A 17,290-nucleotide genomic window follows, 5' to 3' on the forward strand; every position below is an offset into this window, starting at 1 on the left:
ATCATTATTAATTACGTTTTAACAGAAATTTCAAGCCTTTGAAGATATGACCGTTTGCTAGCTCGATTATGCCCTTGGCGGCTTTGAGCGTGAGCGCGCCGTCCGAGGTTGCGCTTGCCGAGGACAGCGGCGTGTGCAGAGTGGAATTGACGAACGCGTCGTATTCGGGCGTGCCGACTGCGGCAACCGATTTGGCTTTGCCTACGGCGACGCGTTTCATGATCTTGCCTATAAACGTGCGTTCGAGGTCGGCAAAACAGCAGTCGAGCGTAAACTCGCCCTTTTTGGGCGGCACGCGCAGGGGCGGCACATCGTGACCTAACAGTTCCTTGAACGCAAGGTCGGTGAGCATAGTTTTATTCGGGTTGTCGTAAACGTCGGGGTAGGGGATAGTATCGAAAAAGTTGCCGTGGACCTTGACGGTCACGCGCTTTCGAATATCCGCCGCCGATTTCGCCGCCGCGATCTCGAACTCGCCGTCGGGGATCGCAAACCTATGCTTGCTCTCGTCGTAGAACTCGAACGCCGAAGCGTTTAGGCGTATGGTCGCCGTGGTCGAGGTTTCGCCCTCTACGTAAACCTTTTTATAGCCGCCGAGCGACTTGACGGGGCGCATGACCCTGCCCGTTTTGTCGGTGACGTATATTTGGATCGTTTCTACCGCGTCGCGCACCGATTTGTTCTCGACGGTGACGGTCACGTCGAATTCGGCGTTATCGACGCGCTTGACGGTCATATCCGTGTATTCGATATTAGAAAACGAAAGTCCGTGCCCGAAGGGGAACAGCACCGGCGTTTCGGTCTTGTCGTAATATTTATATCCGACGAAAATGCTTTCGCGGTAAACGGGGTCGGCTACCTCGATAGCGTCCTTGCTCGAAAGCGGGAAAGACTCTGCGAGCTTGCCGCTCGGGTTGATCCTGCCGAACAGCGTATCGACGGCGACTAACGCGCCGTTTCCGCCGTTGAGCCCGGCGTACACCACCGCGCGCACGCGGTTTATAAACGGCATTTCGACGGGCCCCGCCGAGCACAGCACGACTACTACGCGGTGTCCCGCCGCCGTGAGCTCGGCTATAAGGTTCAATTGGTTGTCGGGCAGGGCAAGCGTTTGCCTATCCACGCCCTCGCACGGCGTGGGCGCGCCGACGAATACTATCACGGCGTCCGCGCCTTCCGCGCCGTCCTTCGCTTCCTGTAAAAGCCTGCCGTCCTGTTTTTGGTCGGTAAGGCTGTATCCGCGGAAGTACGTGACCTCTATTGCGCGGTGCGAGAACGCGTCGAGCGGCGACGACGTTTTGATAGGCGTTACGTGCGAGCTGCCGTCGCCTTGTATGGGCGCGCGCTCGGCGAGTTCGCCGCACACCGTTATTTTCATGTCCTTGGTGAGCGGCAGAACGCTCTCGTTTTTGAGCATGACAATGCTTGCCGCAGCTGCGTTGTAGCTAAGCCTGTCGTGCGCGTCGGCGTCGAAATCGCCGTACGGTTCGAGGTATACGTTGTCCGTCAATTCCAGTATGCGGCGTATCGAATCGTCTATGTCCTTTTCGGTCACGCGCCCCGCGTGGTACGCGGCGTAAAGCTGTTCCTCGAACAAGCCGTTGCCGTCGGGCATGGCTATATCCAGCCCCGCTTTGAGCGCTTCCGCGCGGTCGTGAACGCCGCCCCAGTCGGAAATCACCGCGCCGCGAAAGCCGAGCTCGCCGCGCAGTATTTCGGTTATGAGATTTTTGTTTTGCGAGCAGTACTCGCCGTTGAGTTTATTGTATGCGGTCATCACCGCTTCGGGCTTGGCTTCGAGCGCGATCTCGAACGGTTTGAGATAAACCTCGTGGAGTGCGCGCGTGTCGACCGTGCTGTTCGAATACATACGGTCGGTTTCGGCGTTGTTGGCGGCGAAGTGCTTTAAGCACGCGCCCACCCCCGTCGATTGCACGCCCGAAATATACGCTCTGCCCATTTCGCCCGAAAGCAGGGGGTCTTCGGAGAAATATTCGAAGTTTCTGCCGCCGAACGGCGAGCGTTTTATATTGACGCCCGGCGCGAGCAGAACGTTCACGCCCATGGCGGTGGCTTCTCTGCCTATCGCCGCGCCCACGTTGTACGCGAACGCGGGATCGAAGCTGTTTGCAAGCATGGACAGGGTAGGATAGCAGGTGGACGGCACCGCAGCCGACGCAACGCCGTCGGTCATGCGCAGCCCGTTCGGTCCGTCGGACATCCTTACGCGCGGCAGCGAGCCGCAGGCGTAGGTGTGCCACATTCCGTCGCCCGAAAGCATTCTTATTTTCTCGTCGAGCGTGAGATACGCCAACGCTTTATCTATATCCAGCCGTTCTTCGTCCATACCGCGGGTGTTCAACCTCAAAAGAAACATTTTTACGGCAAAATCTCAGTCTATACGCGCGAAGCGTCGCTTGCCGTACCGCAAAGAGTACGACGCGCTCCGTTTCGCACGTCTATCCTCGTGATTTTGCTCGTAAAAACGCTATGCGCCCCAAGCGAGGCTATTTTGCAGCTATATCAAGGCAAACGAGCGAAGTCGTAGCCTCGGCGCTACTACAAGCGAGTTTAACGTAGATAGAGCTCAAAAGAGCCCGCTTGGGGTGTTTCGCTTGAAGTTGAACACCCTCATATCTAGTATATCATAGTGATCGGGTATAAGTCAAGAGGGTAAGGTTTTTACGTTCGAGAAAACTTGATAAATGCGTTATCGATTTTTAGAAATATACTTGACAACCGCGCATATACATAGTATAATGAAAATACAAAAATATTAAAAGGAGAGAACGAACATGGCAAAAGGTGGCGATTACTTTGGTCTTCCGTATATCGTAAGCGTAATTCTTGCTATTATCCCCGTTACTTCGTGGATTTGCGGCATCATCACGCGTTTTGCGGACGGTAAGATCGTTGCGGGCATCCTCCGTATTTTCCTTGGTTTCTGGATTATATGGTTGATCGACCTCATCCTCATGATTGTTAGCAAACACATTCTTAAAATTCTTCCCATATAATAGGGAACAACGAAAACCCTCGGCGCTCAGTCGGGGGTTTTTTTGTTTGAAAAATTTTAGAGTAATACTCTCAATATAATTGACAAATATATTACGGCGCATTATAATAATTACAAGGCTAATTCATACTAAATTCATAGGAATTAAATTTTACAGCGCATTCATCGGTGGATACGGGCTACGTTCGGCTCGCCGACTCGGTCATGTAGGTGGGTCTACACTCCCGTCGGCGGCTCACCGACTGTTGCCCGTCTGCACCGCGACTGCACTGTAAAATGGCTATATCACTTGGAGGTTTCGGCACAGCAGTGGATAAAGCTTGTAAAAAGACCATATACGTGGATAACGCGGCGACCACCGCTATGAACGACGTTGCGATAAACGCAATGGCGGACTACTACAAGAACGTGTACGGCAATCCGTCGTCATTGCACACGGTGGGGCAGATCGCAAAGGAAGCGCTCGAAGAAAATCGTGCGCGCGTAGCTAAGTGCATAAACGCCGATGCCGGCGAGATATACTTTACCTCGGGCGGCAGCGAGGCGGACAACCAGGCGATACGCTCGGCTGCGGCTAACGGCGCCAAGCGCAACAAGAAGCATATCGTGACTACGGCGTTCGAGCATCACGCGGTTTTGCATACGCTCAAAAAGTTGGAGCGCGAGGGGTTCGAGGTGACGTTCCTGGACGTTCACGAGAACGGTATCGTCACCGCCGACGAGGTGAAAGCGGCAATACGCCCCGACACCGCGCTCGTCACGATCATGTTCGCCAATAACGAGATAGGCACGATACAGCCCATAAAGGAAATCGGCGCGGTATGCCGCGAGAATAAGGTCGTATTCCACACCGACGCGGTGCAGGCGGTAGGACACGTTCCCGTCGACGTTAAGGACATGAATATAGATATGCTGTCGCTGTCGGCGCATAAGTTTCACGGACCCAAGGGCGTGGGCGCGCTGTACGTGCGCAAGGGCGTGCCGATAAATGCGTTTATCGAGGGCGGCGCGCAGGAAAAGGGCAGGCGCGCGGGCACCGAGAACCTCGCGGGCATTGCGGGCATGGCGGCGGCGCTCGAATACGCGTGCAAGACTATGAACAAGGTTTCGGCGCACGAAATCAAGCTACGCGACCGCATAGCCAAGGAGCTCAAAAAGATACCTCATTCCAAGATAAACGGCGATATGAAAAATCATTTGCCGAGCGTTCTTAATATGTGCTTCGAGGGCATAGAGGGCGAGAGCCTACTCCTTATGCTCGACGACGAGGGCGTTTGCGCGTCGAGCGGCTCGGCGTGCACTTCGGGCTCGCTCGACCCGTCGCACGTGCTGCTTGCGCTCGGGCTTCCGCACGAGGTGGCGCACGGCAGTCTTAGAATAAGCCTGTCCGAGGACAATACCGAAAGCGACGCCGATACGATAATCAAGGTCGTGCCGCAGGTCGTCGAGTATCTGCGCAATATGTCGCCCGTTTGGGAAGCGCTCGAAAAGGGCGAGAAGAAATTTCATTTTAATTAAAAATTAATAATTAAAAATTAAAAATTGAGGATATATCATTATGGCACTTTACAGCGAAAAAGTTATGGATCATTTCAGAAACCCGCGCAACGTGGGCAAGCTCGACGACGCCGACGGTATCGGCGAGGTGGGCAACGCGCGCTGCGGCGATATCATGAAAATGTATATCAAGGTTGATAACGGCATTATAACCGACGTCAAGTTCAATACGTTCGGGTGCGGCAGCGCGATCGCAAGCTCGTCCATGGCGACCGAGCTCATCAAGGGCAAGCCTATATCCGAAGCGTTGGAGCTTACCAATAAAGCGGTCGTCGAAGCGCTCGACGGACTGCCCGCGCACAAGCTTCATTGCTCGGTGCTCGCCGAACAGGCTATCCGCGCCGCTATCAAGGACTATTACGATAAGAACGGTATCGAGTACGATCCCGCCATGTTCCCGCCCGATGACGACGAGGACCCGCACGGCGAGAATAATTAACAATTAAAAATTAAAGGGGCGCGTAGTAATGCGGTATGCGCCCTTTTGTTTTTCTTAAAAATATAGGTCTGTTTTGCTTGACATATATCGTATAAATTTATATAATTGAATTACCTAAACGATTTAGATAAATTGTTAGGTAATTTTTTATTAGAGGCGAGAATAGAAATATGTGCGACGAAAAGGAGGCGCGAGAGTTCCTCGAAAGGTTTGATAAGCTCAGACCCAAGGACGCGTTTAAGAGGTTGGACGATAACGACCGTACGGCTCACCTGATTTTGCTTTTGCTGTGCAGGGCGGAGGGCGAGGTTTGCGCGGGCGATTTGAGCGCCAAGCTTTGTATGTCCACTCCGCGCGTGGCGGCGGGGCTTAAAGCGCTCGAATCTCGCGGGCTTATTACGCGGCGTGCGCAGGCAAAGGACGCGCGCAAGGTCGTGGTTACGGTCACAGACGCGGGGCGAGCCGAGTACGACAAGCACGAGAAAGAGCGGTTGAACTTTGCCATGAGCGTTATCGACGAAATAGGCGAGGACGACCTGAACGAGTTTTTGCGGATCTTGGGTAGATTCCATGAAATCGCCCAACGCAAAAAGAGCGAAAATTAAGCGAAAACTTTAAGGAGGCGAGATGTTAAAGCTTTTTAAGTATTTAAAATCGATAGACTACGTGTTCATTGTTATATGCGCGGGGCTCGTGGTGGCGCAGGTGTACTTCGACCTTACCATGCCCGATTACACGCAAAAGCTTGTAAAGGAAGTGGTCAGGCTGGACGGAACCGTCGATATGTCGGCGGTGTGGCGCAACGGCGGGTGGATGCTGTTGTATGCGTTTTGCAGCGCGCTTTGCTCGATCATATGCGGGTTCTTTGCCGCGCGTACTGCCGCGAACTTTGCAAAGACGCTTCGTAAAGAATTGTTCGAGCGCGTTACCTCGTTCTCGGCGGCGGAAATAAACAAGTTCGGCACGCCCAGTCTTATAACGCGCACGACCAACGACGTTGTTCAAATGCAAAACTTTATTGCGATAGGCTTGCAGCTTTTGATCAAAGCGCCCGTGCTCGCGGTGTGGGCGATATGCAAGATTTCGGCGACCGCCGTCGAGTGGACGATAGCCACTGGCGTGGTCGTCGCGATAATAGTTGCCGTCGTTGCCGTGCTCATGATAATGTGCTTCCCGCGCTTCCGCCAGATCCAAAAGTTTATCGACGAGATGAATAACTCCGTGCGCGAGAACGTTACGGGCGTGCGCGTGGTGCGCGCGTTCAACGCCGAACAGTACCAGACCGCCAAGTTCGAAACGGTCAACGAAAAGATAAAGCGCAACCAGTTATTTACGTCGCGCTCGCTCGGGTTTATGATGCCCGTCATGACCGTTTGCTTGAACGGGCTTACGCTCGCGGTGTACTGGATAGGCGCGGCGCTTATCAATTCCACGCCGCTCGTCGGCAAGGAAGATATGTTCACCAGTATGACGGTGTTCACGCAGTACGCCATGCAGGTAGTTATGGCGTTCATGCTGCTCATCATGATATTCATGATCCTGCCGCGGTGCGTGGTGTCGGCGCGGCGTATTGCCGAAACGCTCGGCACGCACCGTTCTATTCGCAGCGGCAGCGTAAAAAAAGTCGAGCATAAGGACGGCGTGCCTGTGCTTGAATTTAAGGGCGTAGATTTTGCATACGACCACGGCTCGAACAAGGTTGTTAGCGATATTTCGTTCACAGTGAACAGGGGGGAGACGGTCGCGTTTATCGGCGCGACGGGCAGCGGAAAAACAACGGTCATCAACCTTATCGAACGCTTCTACGACGTGGACGGCGGTGAGGTTTTGTTCAACGGCGTAAACGTTAAGGACTACGACGAGGAAGTGCTTAGGAACAGTATTTCGCTCGCGCCGCAGCGCGCCGTGCTGTTTAAGGGCGATATTCGCGGCAATGTGGCTTACGGCGAACAGACCGAGCCCGACGACGCGCGTATAAACCGCGCGCTCGATATAGCGTGCGCCGCCGAGTTTGTGAACGGACTGGAACAGGGCATAGCCTCGCCCGTAGCGCAGGACGGCACAAACTTTTCGGGCGGGCAAAAGCAGCGGCTGTCAATCGCGCGCGCAGTGTATAAGAACGCCGAGCTGATGGTGTTCGACGATACGTTCTCCGCGCTCGACTACAAGACCGATCTTGCGGTCAGAAAGAACATCGCCGAGAATATCGAGGACGCGACGGTAGTGCTCGTCGCGCAGCGTATCGGCACTATCATGCACGCCGACAAGATAATCGTTCTCGACGAGGGCAGGATAGTCGGCATGGGCACGCACAAGGACCTGCTCGAAAACTGTGCGGTGTACAAAGAGATCGCGCTCTCGCAATTATCGAAGGAGGAGTTGTAATATGCCGCCTATGATGGGTAGAAGACGCGTTGGCAACGGCAAGCGCGAAAAAGCAGACATGAAATCGTTCGGCAAGCTTCTCAAATATTTGAAGGGATACTTGCCCGCAATAATCTCGGCAATACTGCTCGCGGTCGGCGGTGCGGTCTGCACTATAATCGGTCCGGAAAAAATTTCCGACCTGACCAACATGATAAAGGACGGCTTGATCCTCGGCATAGATATGTCGGGCATAGCCGAGCTCTGTATTATCCTTATTATAATCTACGGCGTGGGCGCGATTGCTTCGTACGCGCAGCAGTTTATAATGGCGACCATAACTCAGCGCGCGAGCAAAAAGCTGAGGAGCGACATAAACGGCAAGATAAACCGTCTGCCGCTCAACTACTTCGACACGACCACGACGGGCGATATTCTGAGTACCGTCACAAACGACGTCGACACCATTTCGCAAACGCTCGCGCAGAGCACCGCCAACCTCGTTTCGGCGGCGGCGCTGTTCATAGGCGTCGTAGTCATGATGTTCAAGGTCAACGCCATACTCGCCGCGGTCACGATCGCAGCGTCGCTACTCGGGTTCGTGCTCATGGCGATAGTGCTCAAAGCCTCGCAAAAGCACTTCGACCGCAAACAGGTTTTGCTCGGAGAAATGGACGGACAGATCGAAGAAGTGTTCGGGCACCACAATCTCGTCAAGGCGTACAACGGCAAGCATGGTGAGCGCAAGCGGTTCTACAAGACCAACGACGGGCTGTTTTCCAGCAATTGGAAATCGCAGTTCCTTTCGGGCATCATGCAGCCGATAATGGCGTTCGTCGGCAACCTGTCGTACTTGCTCATTTTCGTCGTAGGTATCGCGCTTATCGATAAGGGCAGTACCGCCGTCGATATAGGCACGCTCATGGCGTTCGTCATATACGCGCGGTTGTTCTCGCAACCGCTCGGCACGTTCGCACAAGCCATGACTTCCATACAGCAGGCGTCGGCGGCGAGCCGCAGAGTGTTCGATATTCTCGAAAAGGAAGAAATGCTCGGCGAGGACGAAAAGACCGTCAAGATCGACAAGCCGCGCGGCGACGTCACTTTCGATAATATCAAGTTCGGCTACACGCCCGATAAGGAGATAATCCACGGGTTCTCGGCGGAGCTCAAACGTGGGCAAAAGGTGGCTATTGTCGGTCCTACGGGCGCGGGCAAAACAACTATCGTCAACCTTCTCATGCGCTTCTATGAGTTGGACAGCGGCGACATCAAGATCGACGGCACGTCTATAAAGGACATGAAGCGCGAGGACGTTCACGACCTGTTCGACATGATCTTGCAGAACACCTGGCTGTTCGAGGGCACTATCCGCGACAACCTCGTTTACAATAAAGAGGGCGTGACCGACGAGGAGCTCGATAAGGTCTGCGCTGCCGTAGGTCTCAAACATTATATAGAGTGCCTGCCTAACGGCTTCGACACGGTGATAGGCGAGGGCTCGGAGCTGTCCGAGGGGCAAAAGCAACAGCTGACTATCGCAAGAGCGATGATAAAGGACTCGCCGCTGCTCATACTCGACGAAGCGACGAGCAACGTCGATACCCGCACCGAGCTCGCCATACAGAACGCTATGGATAAGCTCACCGAGGGCAGAACAAGCTTTGTAATTGCGCACCGCCTGTCGACTATCAAGAACGCGGACGTTATACTCGTTCTCAAAGACGGCGATATCATCGAGCAGGGCAATCACGAAGAACTTCTTGCGAAAGGCGGGTTTTACAGCGAGCTTTACAACGCGCAGTTCGACGAGTAGTTTTATATCCCAAAGTAAAGTTTTCTTGCCTACTTCTTTCGAAAAAGAAGTAGGGAAAACATATTGACAAAATTCGCGTTTGTTGATACAATATAAGAACCCGAAGTTTTTGCATACTAATGAGGGAAACAGGATCAGTGAACACGACTATCACTATTACAATAAGAACGTTGTCGGCGATTATCCCCACGTGGTACGTTACGCAACACACCGTCGATATAATGTTCTATATTAATCTGTGTTTGTTGTTCTGCGCGTTCGTCGCAGCAACGTCGCTCATTGTCTTGTGCAAAAAAACTTCGTGCGCTATCGTGTGCGGACTTGCTTCCGTGCTTGTGTTCGGGTTCGGGTTCGTGTTGTTCGTTGTCCAGCTCGTGCTGTACACCATGTCGCACGACGGCACGCCATACGCCGTGTATTTCTGCATGGCGCTGTTGTACTGCGGTTTCATCGTCGGCGGCGTGTATTGCGGAATGCTCTCGCGCAACTCGCACAAGGCGCTTTGCATATCCGCGGCAATATGCTCGATCGTTCCGCCCGTCGGCGCAGTGCTTATGGTCATACTGTCGTACAAGATCAACCGCGACTCGCGCGGGCAGGAGCTGGTGTTCAACGGCTATGCGTACACGTATGCTGCGCTTGGCGAGTTCTGCGACGGGCATAAAGCCAAGTTTCTCGACAGCGCGGGCGACGCCAGCTTTGAAAAGCTCAACAAAAAGCAAACCAAGCGCAAGCTAAAAGACCTCAAACGCGAATCCAAAACGCCTGACGGCAAGTGCGCGTACGCTGCGGCGATATTAACGTATACGCCGTATAAATATAAGAAAGCGTTAAGGCTTTTCAACAAGGCGGCGGAAGCGCATTGCGTTCAGGCAATGTTCAACCTCGGCTGCTACTACGAAACGGGCAGTTACGTAAAAAAGGATATCAAGAAAGCCAAGAGCTTTTACACCAAAGCCGCCGACGCGGGCGATACCGACGCAGTTATGCGTTTGGCGCTTATCAATATCGAGTACGGTAGCGCGCAGGACGGACTGCATATTCTCCAAGACAGAATGGAAGAGAACGGCGATATCTACGCCAAGTACAATATCGGCGTTTGCCATGAGAAAGGTTTGGGCGTGACGCGCGACGTTATCAAAGCGGTGGAGATCTATACCGAGTGCGCCAATGCGGGTATGCTCGCCGCGCAGCGCCGAATATTCGCCATTGCGAGCCATAATATCAATTCCGCACAGAACGGTCAGTTTTTCCGCACGGTGACCGACCGCGAGTTTGTCGGCACGTTCAAGACCATGATCGACGGACTTATCGAGATCAAGAAACGCCATGCCGCCGATGCCGCGGACAAGTTTCTGGAAGCGGTAAAAAAGCACGACAGCTGGGAAGGCGTTGCACGGTGCTTGGTCGGCACGCTGTATATCGATTGCGGCAAGCTTCCCGAGGACAGAAACAACGGCGCGGAGTATATCAAGTCGGCTATACCGCTCTATCCCGCCGCTAAGCATATCTACACCGTGGTCTCGCGCGGCGATATAAACAAGAACAAAAAAGAAAATAAAGAAAATTACGGTACTTAATCGGGAGTACCGTGCATACAATAGGGTATACGGGGCGAAGAAAATATTTTTAAAGAATTTTCGAAAAACCGATAAAAAACGCTTGACTTAAATTTTAAGTTGTAATATAATTCAATTGTAATCAACGTGATGCTGTTGTGCTAAACGATTACACCCCTTAAATCGCTCATCATTTTCCCCCTTATCATATAGCAAGGCGGTTGGTAGAAATACCAACCGTTTTGCATTTATATGAAAATGCGTATGCATCGGCGGATACGGACTACGTTCGGCTCGCCGCCTTGGTCATGTACTTCTATGTACACTCCCGTCGGCGGCTCACCGACTGTTGCCCGTCTGCGCCGCGCCTCCGCATTTTCATGGCTTGGACGGTTGCCCTCGGGTCATGTACGGGGGTGTACACTCCCCGTCGGGCAACCTTGCTTTCCTGCTCTTGCACGGGTCTACGCACTCTCATATACGCTTTTGCCGTGTTTACTCGCAGTTCGCTTTCCGGGGACCACCGCAAGCGGTATCGGGCATTTCCTAATTCGCAATTCCTAATTATCTTTTATCACTTGACAAAATGCGCTGTATAATGTTATATTATACACTGAATTATAAGCAGTCGGTTTTGTTATTTCCGCGGAGGGTAACGACTAATGAGAGCAAAAGCAATTAATCTAAAATACATAATTATCGCGCTATTAGCGTGCCTTTCGGTCGCGGTATCGTTTGCGTTTGTGACGATTGCGCACGCCGATGCCGAGCCGCAGGCGAGCGGCGCTATGATCCTTGCCGACGAGAGCGGCGAGGAAGGCGAAGAAGGCGAAACGCCCGACGCGACTGCCGCGTTGTTTGTCGACGGCGAGGGCGCGCCTTACGCTATCGCCGATCGCGTTTACGGCGATACGACCGCGTTCGTCGTTCCCGTGCTAAAAAGCGGCGACGTTGACAAAGCCGATTACGGCACGGAAAGCGATACGGTAACGCTCGCGCTTTACTACGGCGACGAGATCATGCCCGTAGGCGAGGGCGATTACAATACCTTTACGCGCAATATTTTCGATCACTATCTCACTCCCGTAATGCCCGCGGGCGATTACAGGCTTGAAATGACGGCGGGCGACGTGATCGAGGAAGTTAAGTTTACCGTCGGTAAACAAGAGATACCCGAAGACATGCTCAAAGATATCAACGCCGCGCTCAAAGGCAAAACGTTTGTTTACGAGTACGACGGCGAAAATCATTTGTTCGACGAGCAGGCGAAAGCTGCGGTCGAAAAAGCGCTTCAAGCGAATGCTGTAAACGTCGAGGGTACTGTTTGGTCGCTCGATAAGTACGCAGCGCTCTGCGCCGATCTTAATCTCAGCTACAACCTTATGCGCCTGCACAGCGACGTATACTACGACTGGGAGTCGCTCGAAATAATGACCGTGCTTCCCGACCGGTACGTGGTTTACTATAAGGTCGACAGCCCCAACTTCTATTCATCGACGGAGAAGCTCGGCGAGGGCGAGGCGCGCACCGATTACTTCTTCAACGTGGAAGTCGTAAGGTCCGTTCCCATTCCCGTCGTAAACGACAAGAGCTATACCGGCGAGCTGCAAAAGGCGGACGCCGCGGGCAATGATATTTACGTTGTCGCTGTCAATAACGGTGGCACGGAAGCGGGCGCGTACGACGTAGTGTTCACTTTCTACAAGCCCGACTTCTATATGTGGGAAGGTCAGACGCTCGAAACCAAGACCGACAGCATCAAAGTTACGTTCAGGATCAATCGTGCGGTCAATGATTGGACGGATAAGCCCGCCGTTACCGGCTGGGTCGCGGGAAAGTACAGCGAGGTCGATAACGCCGTTGTCGGCGCGGCGGAGTACGGCACCGTGCATATCGTCATCACCAACAGCGACGATACTGTAGTTTACGATAATGTCGCGGGCGTGAATCATCTCGCGCGCGCCAGGGCGGGAGTGTATAATCTTTCCGCGACCGTAGAGGGCACCGCCGATTATAACGGCCTTTCGTATTCCGTGTTTGTCCGCGTGTTCGATAAAGCGGGGCTGCCGTGGTGGGCGATACTCGCTATCGTCGTCGGCGTACTGCTTATCGTCGCGCTCGTGATATTCATACTGTGGAAGAAAAAGGTGTTCCAGTTCCTTACCGATAAGCTCGTTTTGTCTATCCGCACCCGCGCCACGATCGACGCGACCATCGCCGCCGTGCGCGCTGCTAAGACAGCCGAGGAAGGTGAAAAGTCGGTGGCCGCCGCTAAGCGTAAGGAGGCCGCTGCTGCGCGTAAAGCCGAAGCGGAAGCCGAAAAGACCAAGACCGCAGAGGAACGCGCCGTAGCGCTCGAAGCCAAGGCGGACGCCGCCGACGCGCGCGTAGAAAAGATGCGCGCAAAAGCCGAAGCCATGCGTTTGCTCGCCGAGCGTGCGCGCGCCGAAGCCGCCGCGACATCGGATGGTGCTGACGGCGAAGAACAGGCGACCGATGAACAAGAACCCGAAACTGCGACGGAAGAATAACCCGTCGATCAAATAAAAATTAGGACATATAAAGGAGATAAGAATTATGTCGTTGAAACGTGATCTTGCAAAGGAAATGCAGTTGATCGAGGAAGAAATCAAGGTGCTCGAAGCTAAGCGTACGCGTTCGCAAGCCGCGCTTATCGAGGCGATCATCAGCCGTCGCGATCCTGACGAAAACGAAATGCGGTATTTCAGAACGTATACCGCCGAGATCGAGGTCAAGCGCGAGCGGCTTACCGAGATCACCAATCAGCTTAAAAACTTAGTTTAATTTTTTGCCTTCTTTCTTGTGAACAAGAAAGAAGCAAAGAAAACTTTAAGTGAAATAATAAAAGCCGTATCGAGCAAAAACTCTCGATATGGCTTTTTGTTTGTAAAAAATGGATAAGACGAACAACCGATAGCCTTCCCCAAATGGGGAAGGTGGCGGCGACGAAGGAGCCGACGGATGAGGGCATTTATTTAATTTATCCTTCTCCCTGTCCCCCTGACTATCCCCGACAACATTCGCTTTCGCTATCATAAAAGCAACAAAACACGGCATACATTATACAGTATAATTAGAGATAGGTGAAGTGTATGCTGTATCAAAAAAAGATGCTTATATTAAGCGGCGACGGTAAGGGCGTCGTCCTCGTCGAAAAGAGTGCGGGCGGCGCTATGTTCTCGCTGCGCACGTTCGACCTTCGCGCGTATTCCGCGCCGCTCAAAGTCGGGATAGTCACCAAAACGCACGTAGTGGTGCGCGACCTTCCCGCGGGCGACGATCCCGCGCTGGCGTTCTCGCTCGACGTGGGCGATATTACCGAACTGCATTTTGCCGTGTTCGACGACGGCTTGCGCTTGTACGGCACCAACGCCAAGCGTATGTGGGAAGCCAATCTTATGGACCTTCTCGCACGGCACGACCACCGTCCGCCGCCGGTCGCGAGTAAACCCACGCCTGCCGCGCTTCCGCCGCTCAGCCCCAAGCCCGAGGTCTTGCCCATGCCCGACGGTACGGGCATTCCGCAGTCGCGGCTTTCGCTGTACGGCGACGAAGCGATAGCCGAAGCGGACTTCTATACCACGCTCGACCTGTCGGCGCGTATGCCCGTAGTCGATAAATTTCTCGACACCCCGCGCGTGCTCGACGACCGCATTGCGCCGCGTATTGAGCCACGCGTTGTCGAACCGCCGAAAGCCGAACCCGAGCCCGAGCAAGTAGTCGAAGAAAGCCCGACCGTAGAAGCGGCAGTCGTAACCGAAAAAGAAATAGAGGAGAGCGAGGAAGAAGAAATCGAAATTCGCTCTATGCAAGAACCAGAAGAAGCGGACGAACCGCTCGAACCGCAAGCGAAAAACGAGGTAGCCGAACAACCTGTCGAAGAAGAAAAAGTCGAGCAGCAAATCGATATATTCGACACTCTGCCCGACGATATAGAGGAGTACACCCCGCCCGTCGCGGAGCGAAAAGAGGAAGAACCGCAAAAGCCCGAGCAATATACTTTTGAGCGGCCGATCGATACCCAGCCTATGAACGAACAACCGACCGCGCAAAAGGTTACGCCTATAAAAGAGCAGGAGAAAGAAAGCGAACCGACTGCGCCCGAAGCAATGGCGGAAGCGGCGGCGGTAAATGCGGAAATTCAGGTGACGGCGGAGAGCGCGTCTATGCCGTGGGAAAGGGAAGCGATATGGCTAAAAAAGCGCGCGCACCGCACGCCCGTAGTTAGTAGACGGGAAGTAAAGCCGATAAAACCCTCCGAGCAGGTCAAAAGGTTGAGAGAGTGCGCGTTCTTCGAGCGCGTTCGTGCCGACGTTCAAACGCTTTTCTCGGGCGCACCCAAGGACGACGAGCTCAATAAGCTCTTACCCGATTTGGAATGGGTAAAGGTCGATTTCGACGGCAAGCGAATATCGGTCGGTAGAAGCGGCAACGTCGCGCTGTGCTACGCCATTGCGGGCAGCTACGACAAAGTGTCGCCGCTCGGCAACGAGGCACAATGGCTTCCCCGAGACCGTAATATGCCGACGGGTAAGGGCTATTGGCTGATTTTCCAAAACATGGTAACAGGCGAGATCATAGAGGGATAAAACAAGTTTATCTAAAAGTAAAACCCCCGTGGAAATATTCACGGGGGTTTTGGAGCTACTGGGCGGACTCGAACCGCCGACCTGCTGATTACGAACGGTCCGAAGCAAATAGAATTCTATTATAAATCTACAAGATATAGTGGTTACAGGTAAAAATAAAATCAAAATATAAATCATACCCATTGCATACCCAAACCACTCAATCATTACGTTCTTCCTCGTCCTTAGCAATCTCGTTAAGATAACGTTGAATATTCCGTCGGCTTATCGCCGTTATACGATTGCTTTTAACATCGGTATAGAGCTCGTCTATATCGTAACCGTAATTTTCCTGCGGCTCTTCCAACCGACGAAGCCGAGCAATCACCTTTGCGTATTCCAAAGCACATTCTTCGTCTATATCGTCGTCCTCGGCAAGTTTATATAATATGCCGTAGCCCTGCATGACACGTCGACGATAAAGCGCATAGTATAAAGTCTTGAACTGCGGATACGATAAATACGGCTCGCCGTCTTTCGTGAGCTTAGTAACGTACTTAAATACTTCGTGCCACTCGTCATTATCCACTTCGTCAAGAGTACAGCTATAACCCTCGGGAACGCCGGCAATGCTATCGAGCACGACTTTTTGACCATGAAGGCAAAGCCACCATATCTTTTGTATTAAAATTTCAAGATTGGAAAAATGTCGTTTAAGAACGCCGTGGTCGTAGCTGAAACAATTAACAATATCTTTGCGGACGGGTAGGTCCTTTGCAAGTAACAAAGCACAGTGAATATGCGGGTGATAGTCCGCCGGGTTAGCAACTATTTCAAGCCCACGGACCGCACCGACATAACCATATTGCTTAAAGTCAACGCCTTTAATTTTCGCATCGCCGCTGAAATAACGAATAAGCTTCTTAAACGAACGGTACATTATATCGAGCGTACTATTAAGCTTCACGCCGGGAACGTTGGGAACGGTAAGAACGAGATGATAGAGATCGTAAGTTTCGCGCAGCTCGTCAAAGACCGGGGTAAACCGTTTGAGCCGTGAAGCTTGTTTAAGGTGCTGGCAATTTATGCAAAACTTATCATGGCAGAGTAACACGGTTTTCACGTCAAACACTTGTTGCATTATGTAATGATCGCCGAACCAAGACTTATGGCAATGGGCAACGCGCTCGGCTTCGGCTTCATATTGAGCGAGACCCGTTTCTTCATGAAGTCTTAAATAGTAATCAGCATAAAGCTCATTATGATAACGGTTGCCCCAAACGTTACCGACATAATCTTCTGTAAGTTGAAGCACTTCCGGTATATCCGCACCGTTATCAAACTCGGTAGCTCGATTAGCTTTTGAACGCAATTCCTGCGCCGCCCGTTGCTTTTCGGTTTTCTTTTTAATGCCTAATTCTAAATCGCGTTTTCTTATGCTCGAACCAAGCGATTTAATATTTATAGCATTTTTTACTTTTTGCCGTTCCCGGCTTAAAGCGTCATCCCAATCGTTCATAACCTCTCCGTAAATCATGCGTGGGAACTTAATTCTAATATATCAAGAGGTTCGGACTCGCGGCGCTGGCGCGCCGCGGCCGAACCTGTTGCGTCCCAGCCCGCGCACGGGGGCAAGCCTACCGTGCGCGGACTGGGACTATTTGTTTTTTTATTGCGGCTTCGCCGCATTGATCGAGCGCTACCGTTCGTTCGGCTCGGCGGCATTTCGTGGACTTGCCGAGTTGCGAACAATTGGTCAAAAGTCTCGCAGGCTCAACTTTCGAACAATTGGTCACAACTCAGCAAGTCGTCACCTCGTGGACGAGGTGGACAAGGGGCACGCTAAGGCGTGCGGATTAAAAGAGAGCTACGCCAACGCCCGGGGAGTTCTTGTCTGAGAGAATTTATTCCGGGTTTCGGCAGCAAGCTCGGCAGTTCGATTCGACCGAG

The 17,290-nt window shown here is 52.7% G+C and carries 12 protein-coding genes; 10 read left to right on the forward strand and 2 right to left on the reverse strand.

All coding sequences use genetic code 11. From position 1 onward, the window contains the following. Positions 1-7 precede the first annotated feature (7 nt). Positions 8-2,347: a glycosyl hydrolase gene (locus tag HDT28_01855; GenBank protein ID MBD5131328.1), complete on the reverse strand. Its 2,340-nt coding sequence runs from the start codon at positions 2,345-2,347 to the stop codon at positions 8-10. 448 nt (positions 2,348-2,795) lie between these two features. Between HDT28_01855 and HDT28_01860 the strand changes: the two genes are divergently transcribed. From HDT28_01860 to HDT28_01905, 10 genes are all read left to right on the forward strand, one after another. Next, a complete protein-coding gene (locus HDT28_01860; protein ID MBD5131329.1) occupies positions 2,796-3,017 on the forward strand; it encodes a hypothetical protein in 222 nt (73 codons plus the stop codon). A gap of 275 nt (positions 3,018-3,292) precedes the next feature. Next, positions 3,293-4,534 (forward strand): cysteine desulfurase NifS, encoded by a 1,242-nt coding sequence (gene nifS, locus HDT28_01865; protein MBD5131330.1) that lies wholly within the window; start codon positions 3,293-3,295, stop codon positions 4,532-4,534. A 40-nt stretch (positions 4,535-4,574) separates the two neighbouring features. After that, on the forward strand, positions 4,575-5,012 hold the full coding sequence (gene nifU, locus HDT28_01870) for a Fe-S cluster assembly scaffold protein NifU (GenBank protein MBD5131331.1): 438 nt from the start codon (positions 4,575-4,577) through the stop codon (positions 5,010-5,012). A gap of 170 nt (positions 5,013-5,182) precedes the next feature. Further along, a complete protein-coding gene (locus HDT28_01875; protein MBD5131332.1) occupies positions 5,183-5,617 on the forward strand; it encodes a winged helix-turn-helix transcriptional regulator in 435 nt (144 codons plus the stop codon). A 22-nt stretch (positions 5,618-5,639) separates the two neighbouring features. After that, the gene (locus HDT28_01880) at positions 5,640-7,397 is read left to right on the forward strand and encodes an ABC transporter ATP-binding protein (GenBank protein ID MBD5131333.1); all 1,758 of its coding nucleotides are present in this window, start codon (positions 5,640-5,642) and stop codon (positions 7,395-7,397) included. Positions 7,398-7,407: 10 nt separating this feature from the next. Beyond that, positions 7,408-9,192: an ABC transporter ATP-binding protein gene (locus HDT28_01885; GenBank protein MBD5131334.1), complete on the forward strand. Its 1,785-nt coding sequence runs from the start codon at positions 7,408-7,410 to the stop codon at positions 9,190-9,192. A gap of 137 nt (positions 9,193-9,329) precedes the next feature. Then, complete coding sequence (locus HDT28_01890; GenBank protein ID MBD5131335.1) at positions 9,330-10,772, forward strand: sel1 repeat family protein; 1,443 nt, start codon at positions 9,330-9,332, stop codon at positions 10,770-10,772. Positions 10,773-11,413: 641 nt separating this feature from the next. Beyond that, positions 11,414-13,282, forward strand: a complete 1,869-nt coding sequence (locus HDT28_01895; protein ID MBD5131336.1) for a hypothetical protein — start codon at positions 11,414-11,416, stop codon at positions 13,280-13,282. A gap of 46 nt (positions 13,283-13,328) precedes the next feature. Next, positions 13,329-13,556 carry a hypothetical protein gene (locus HDT28_01900; GenBank protein ID MBD5131337.1) on the forward strand — a complete coding sequence of 76 codons (228 nt, stop codon included), beginning with the start codon at positions 13,329-13,331 and terminating at the stop codon, positions 13,554-13,556. Positions 13,557-13,864: 308 nt separating this feature from the next. Next, positions 13,865-15,361: a hypothetical protein gene (locus HDT28_01905; protein ID MBD5131338.1), complete on the forward strand. Its 1,497-nt coding sequence runs from the start codon at positions 13,865-13,867 to the stop codon at positions 15,359-15,361. 199 nt (positions 15,362-15,560) lie between these two features. Here the strand turns inward: HDT28_01905 and HDT28_01910 are convergent, their stop codons facing one another. Then, positions 15,561-16,859 carry a protein rep gene (locus tag HDT28_01910; protein ID MBD5131339.1) on the reverse strand — a complete coding sequence of 433 codons (1,299 nt, stop codon included), beginning with the start codon at positions 16,857-16,859 and terminating at the stop codon, positions 15,561-15,563. Positions 16,860-17,290: the final 431 nt, after the last annotated feature.

Source organism: Clostridiales bacterium (assembly GCA_014799665.1).
Classification (GTDB): Bacteria; Bacillota; Clostridia; order Christensenellales; family Pumilibacteraceae; genus Anaerocaecibacter.

Bases quoted from the DNA above. Each gene is read 5' to 3' on its own strand.
- HDT28_01905 (MBD5131338.1), top strand. From the start codon at position 13,865: ATGCTGTATCAAAAAAAGATGCTTATATTAAGCGGCGACGGTAAGGGC.
- HDT28_01910 (MBD5131339.1), bottom strand. From the start codon at position 16,859: ATGAACGATTGGGATGACGCTTTAAGCCGGGAACGGCAAAAAGTAAAA.
- HDT28_01855 (MBD5131328.1), bottom strand. From the start codon at position 2,347: ATGGACGAAGAACGGCTGGATATAGATAAAGCGTTGGCGTATCTCACG.
- HDT28_01885 (MBD5131334.1), top strand. From the start codon at position 7,408: ATGATGGGTAGAAGACGCGTTGGCAACGGCAAGCGCGAAAAAGCAGAC.
- nifS (MBD5131330.1), top strand. From the start codon at position 3,293: ATGGCTATATCACTTGGAGGTTTCGGCACAGCAGTGGATAAAGCTTGT.
- HDT28_01860 (MBD5131329.1), top strand. From the start codon at position 2,796: ATGGCAAAAGGTGGCGATTACTTTGGTCTTCCGTATATCGTAAGCGTA.
- HDT28_01880 (MBD5131333.1), top strand. From the start codon at position 5,640: ATGTTAAAGCTTTTTAAGTATTTAAAATCGATAGACTACGTGTTCATT.
- nifU (MBD5131331.1), top strand. From the start codon at position 4,575: ATGGCACTTTACAGCGAAAAAGTTATGGATCATTTCAGAAACCCGCGC.
- HDT28_01895 (MBD5131336.1), top strand. From the start codon at position 11,414: ATGAGAGCAAAAGCAATTAATCTAAAATACATAATTATCGCGCTATTA.
- HDT28_01900 (MBD5131337.1), top strand. From the start codon at position 13,329: ATGTCGTTGAAACGTGATCTTGCAAAGGAAATGCAGTTGATCGAGGAA.
- HDT28_01875 (MBD5131332.1), top strand. From the start codon at position 5,183: ATGTGCGACGAAAAGGAGGCGCGAGAGTTCCTCGAAAGGTTTGATAAG.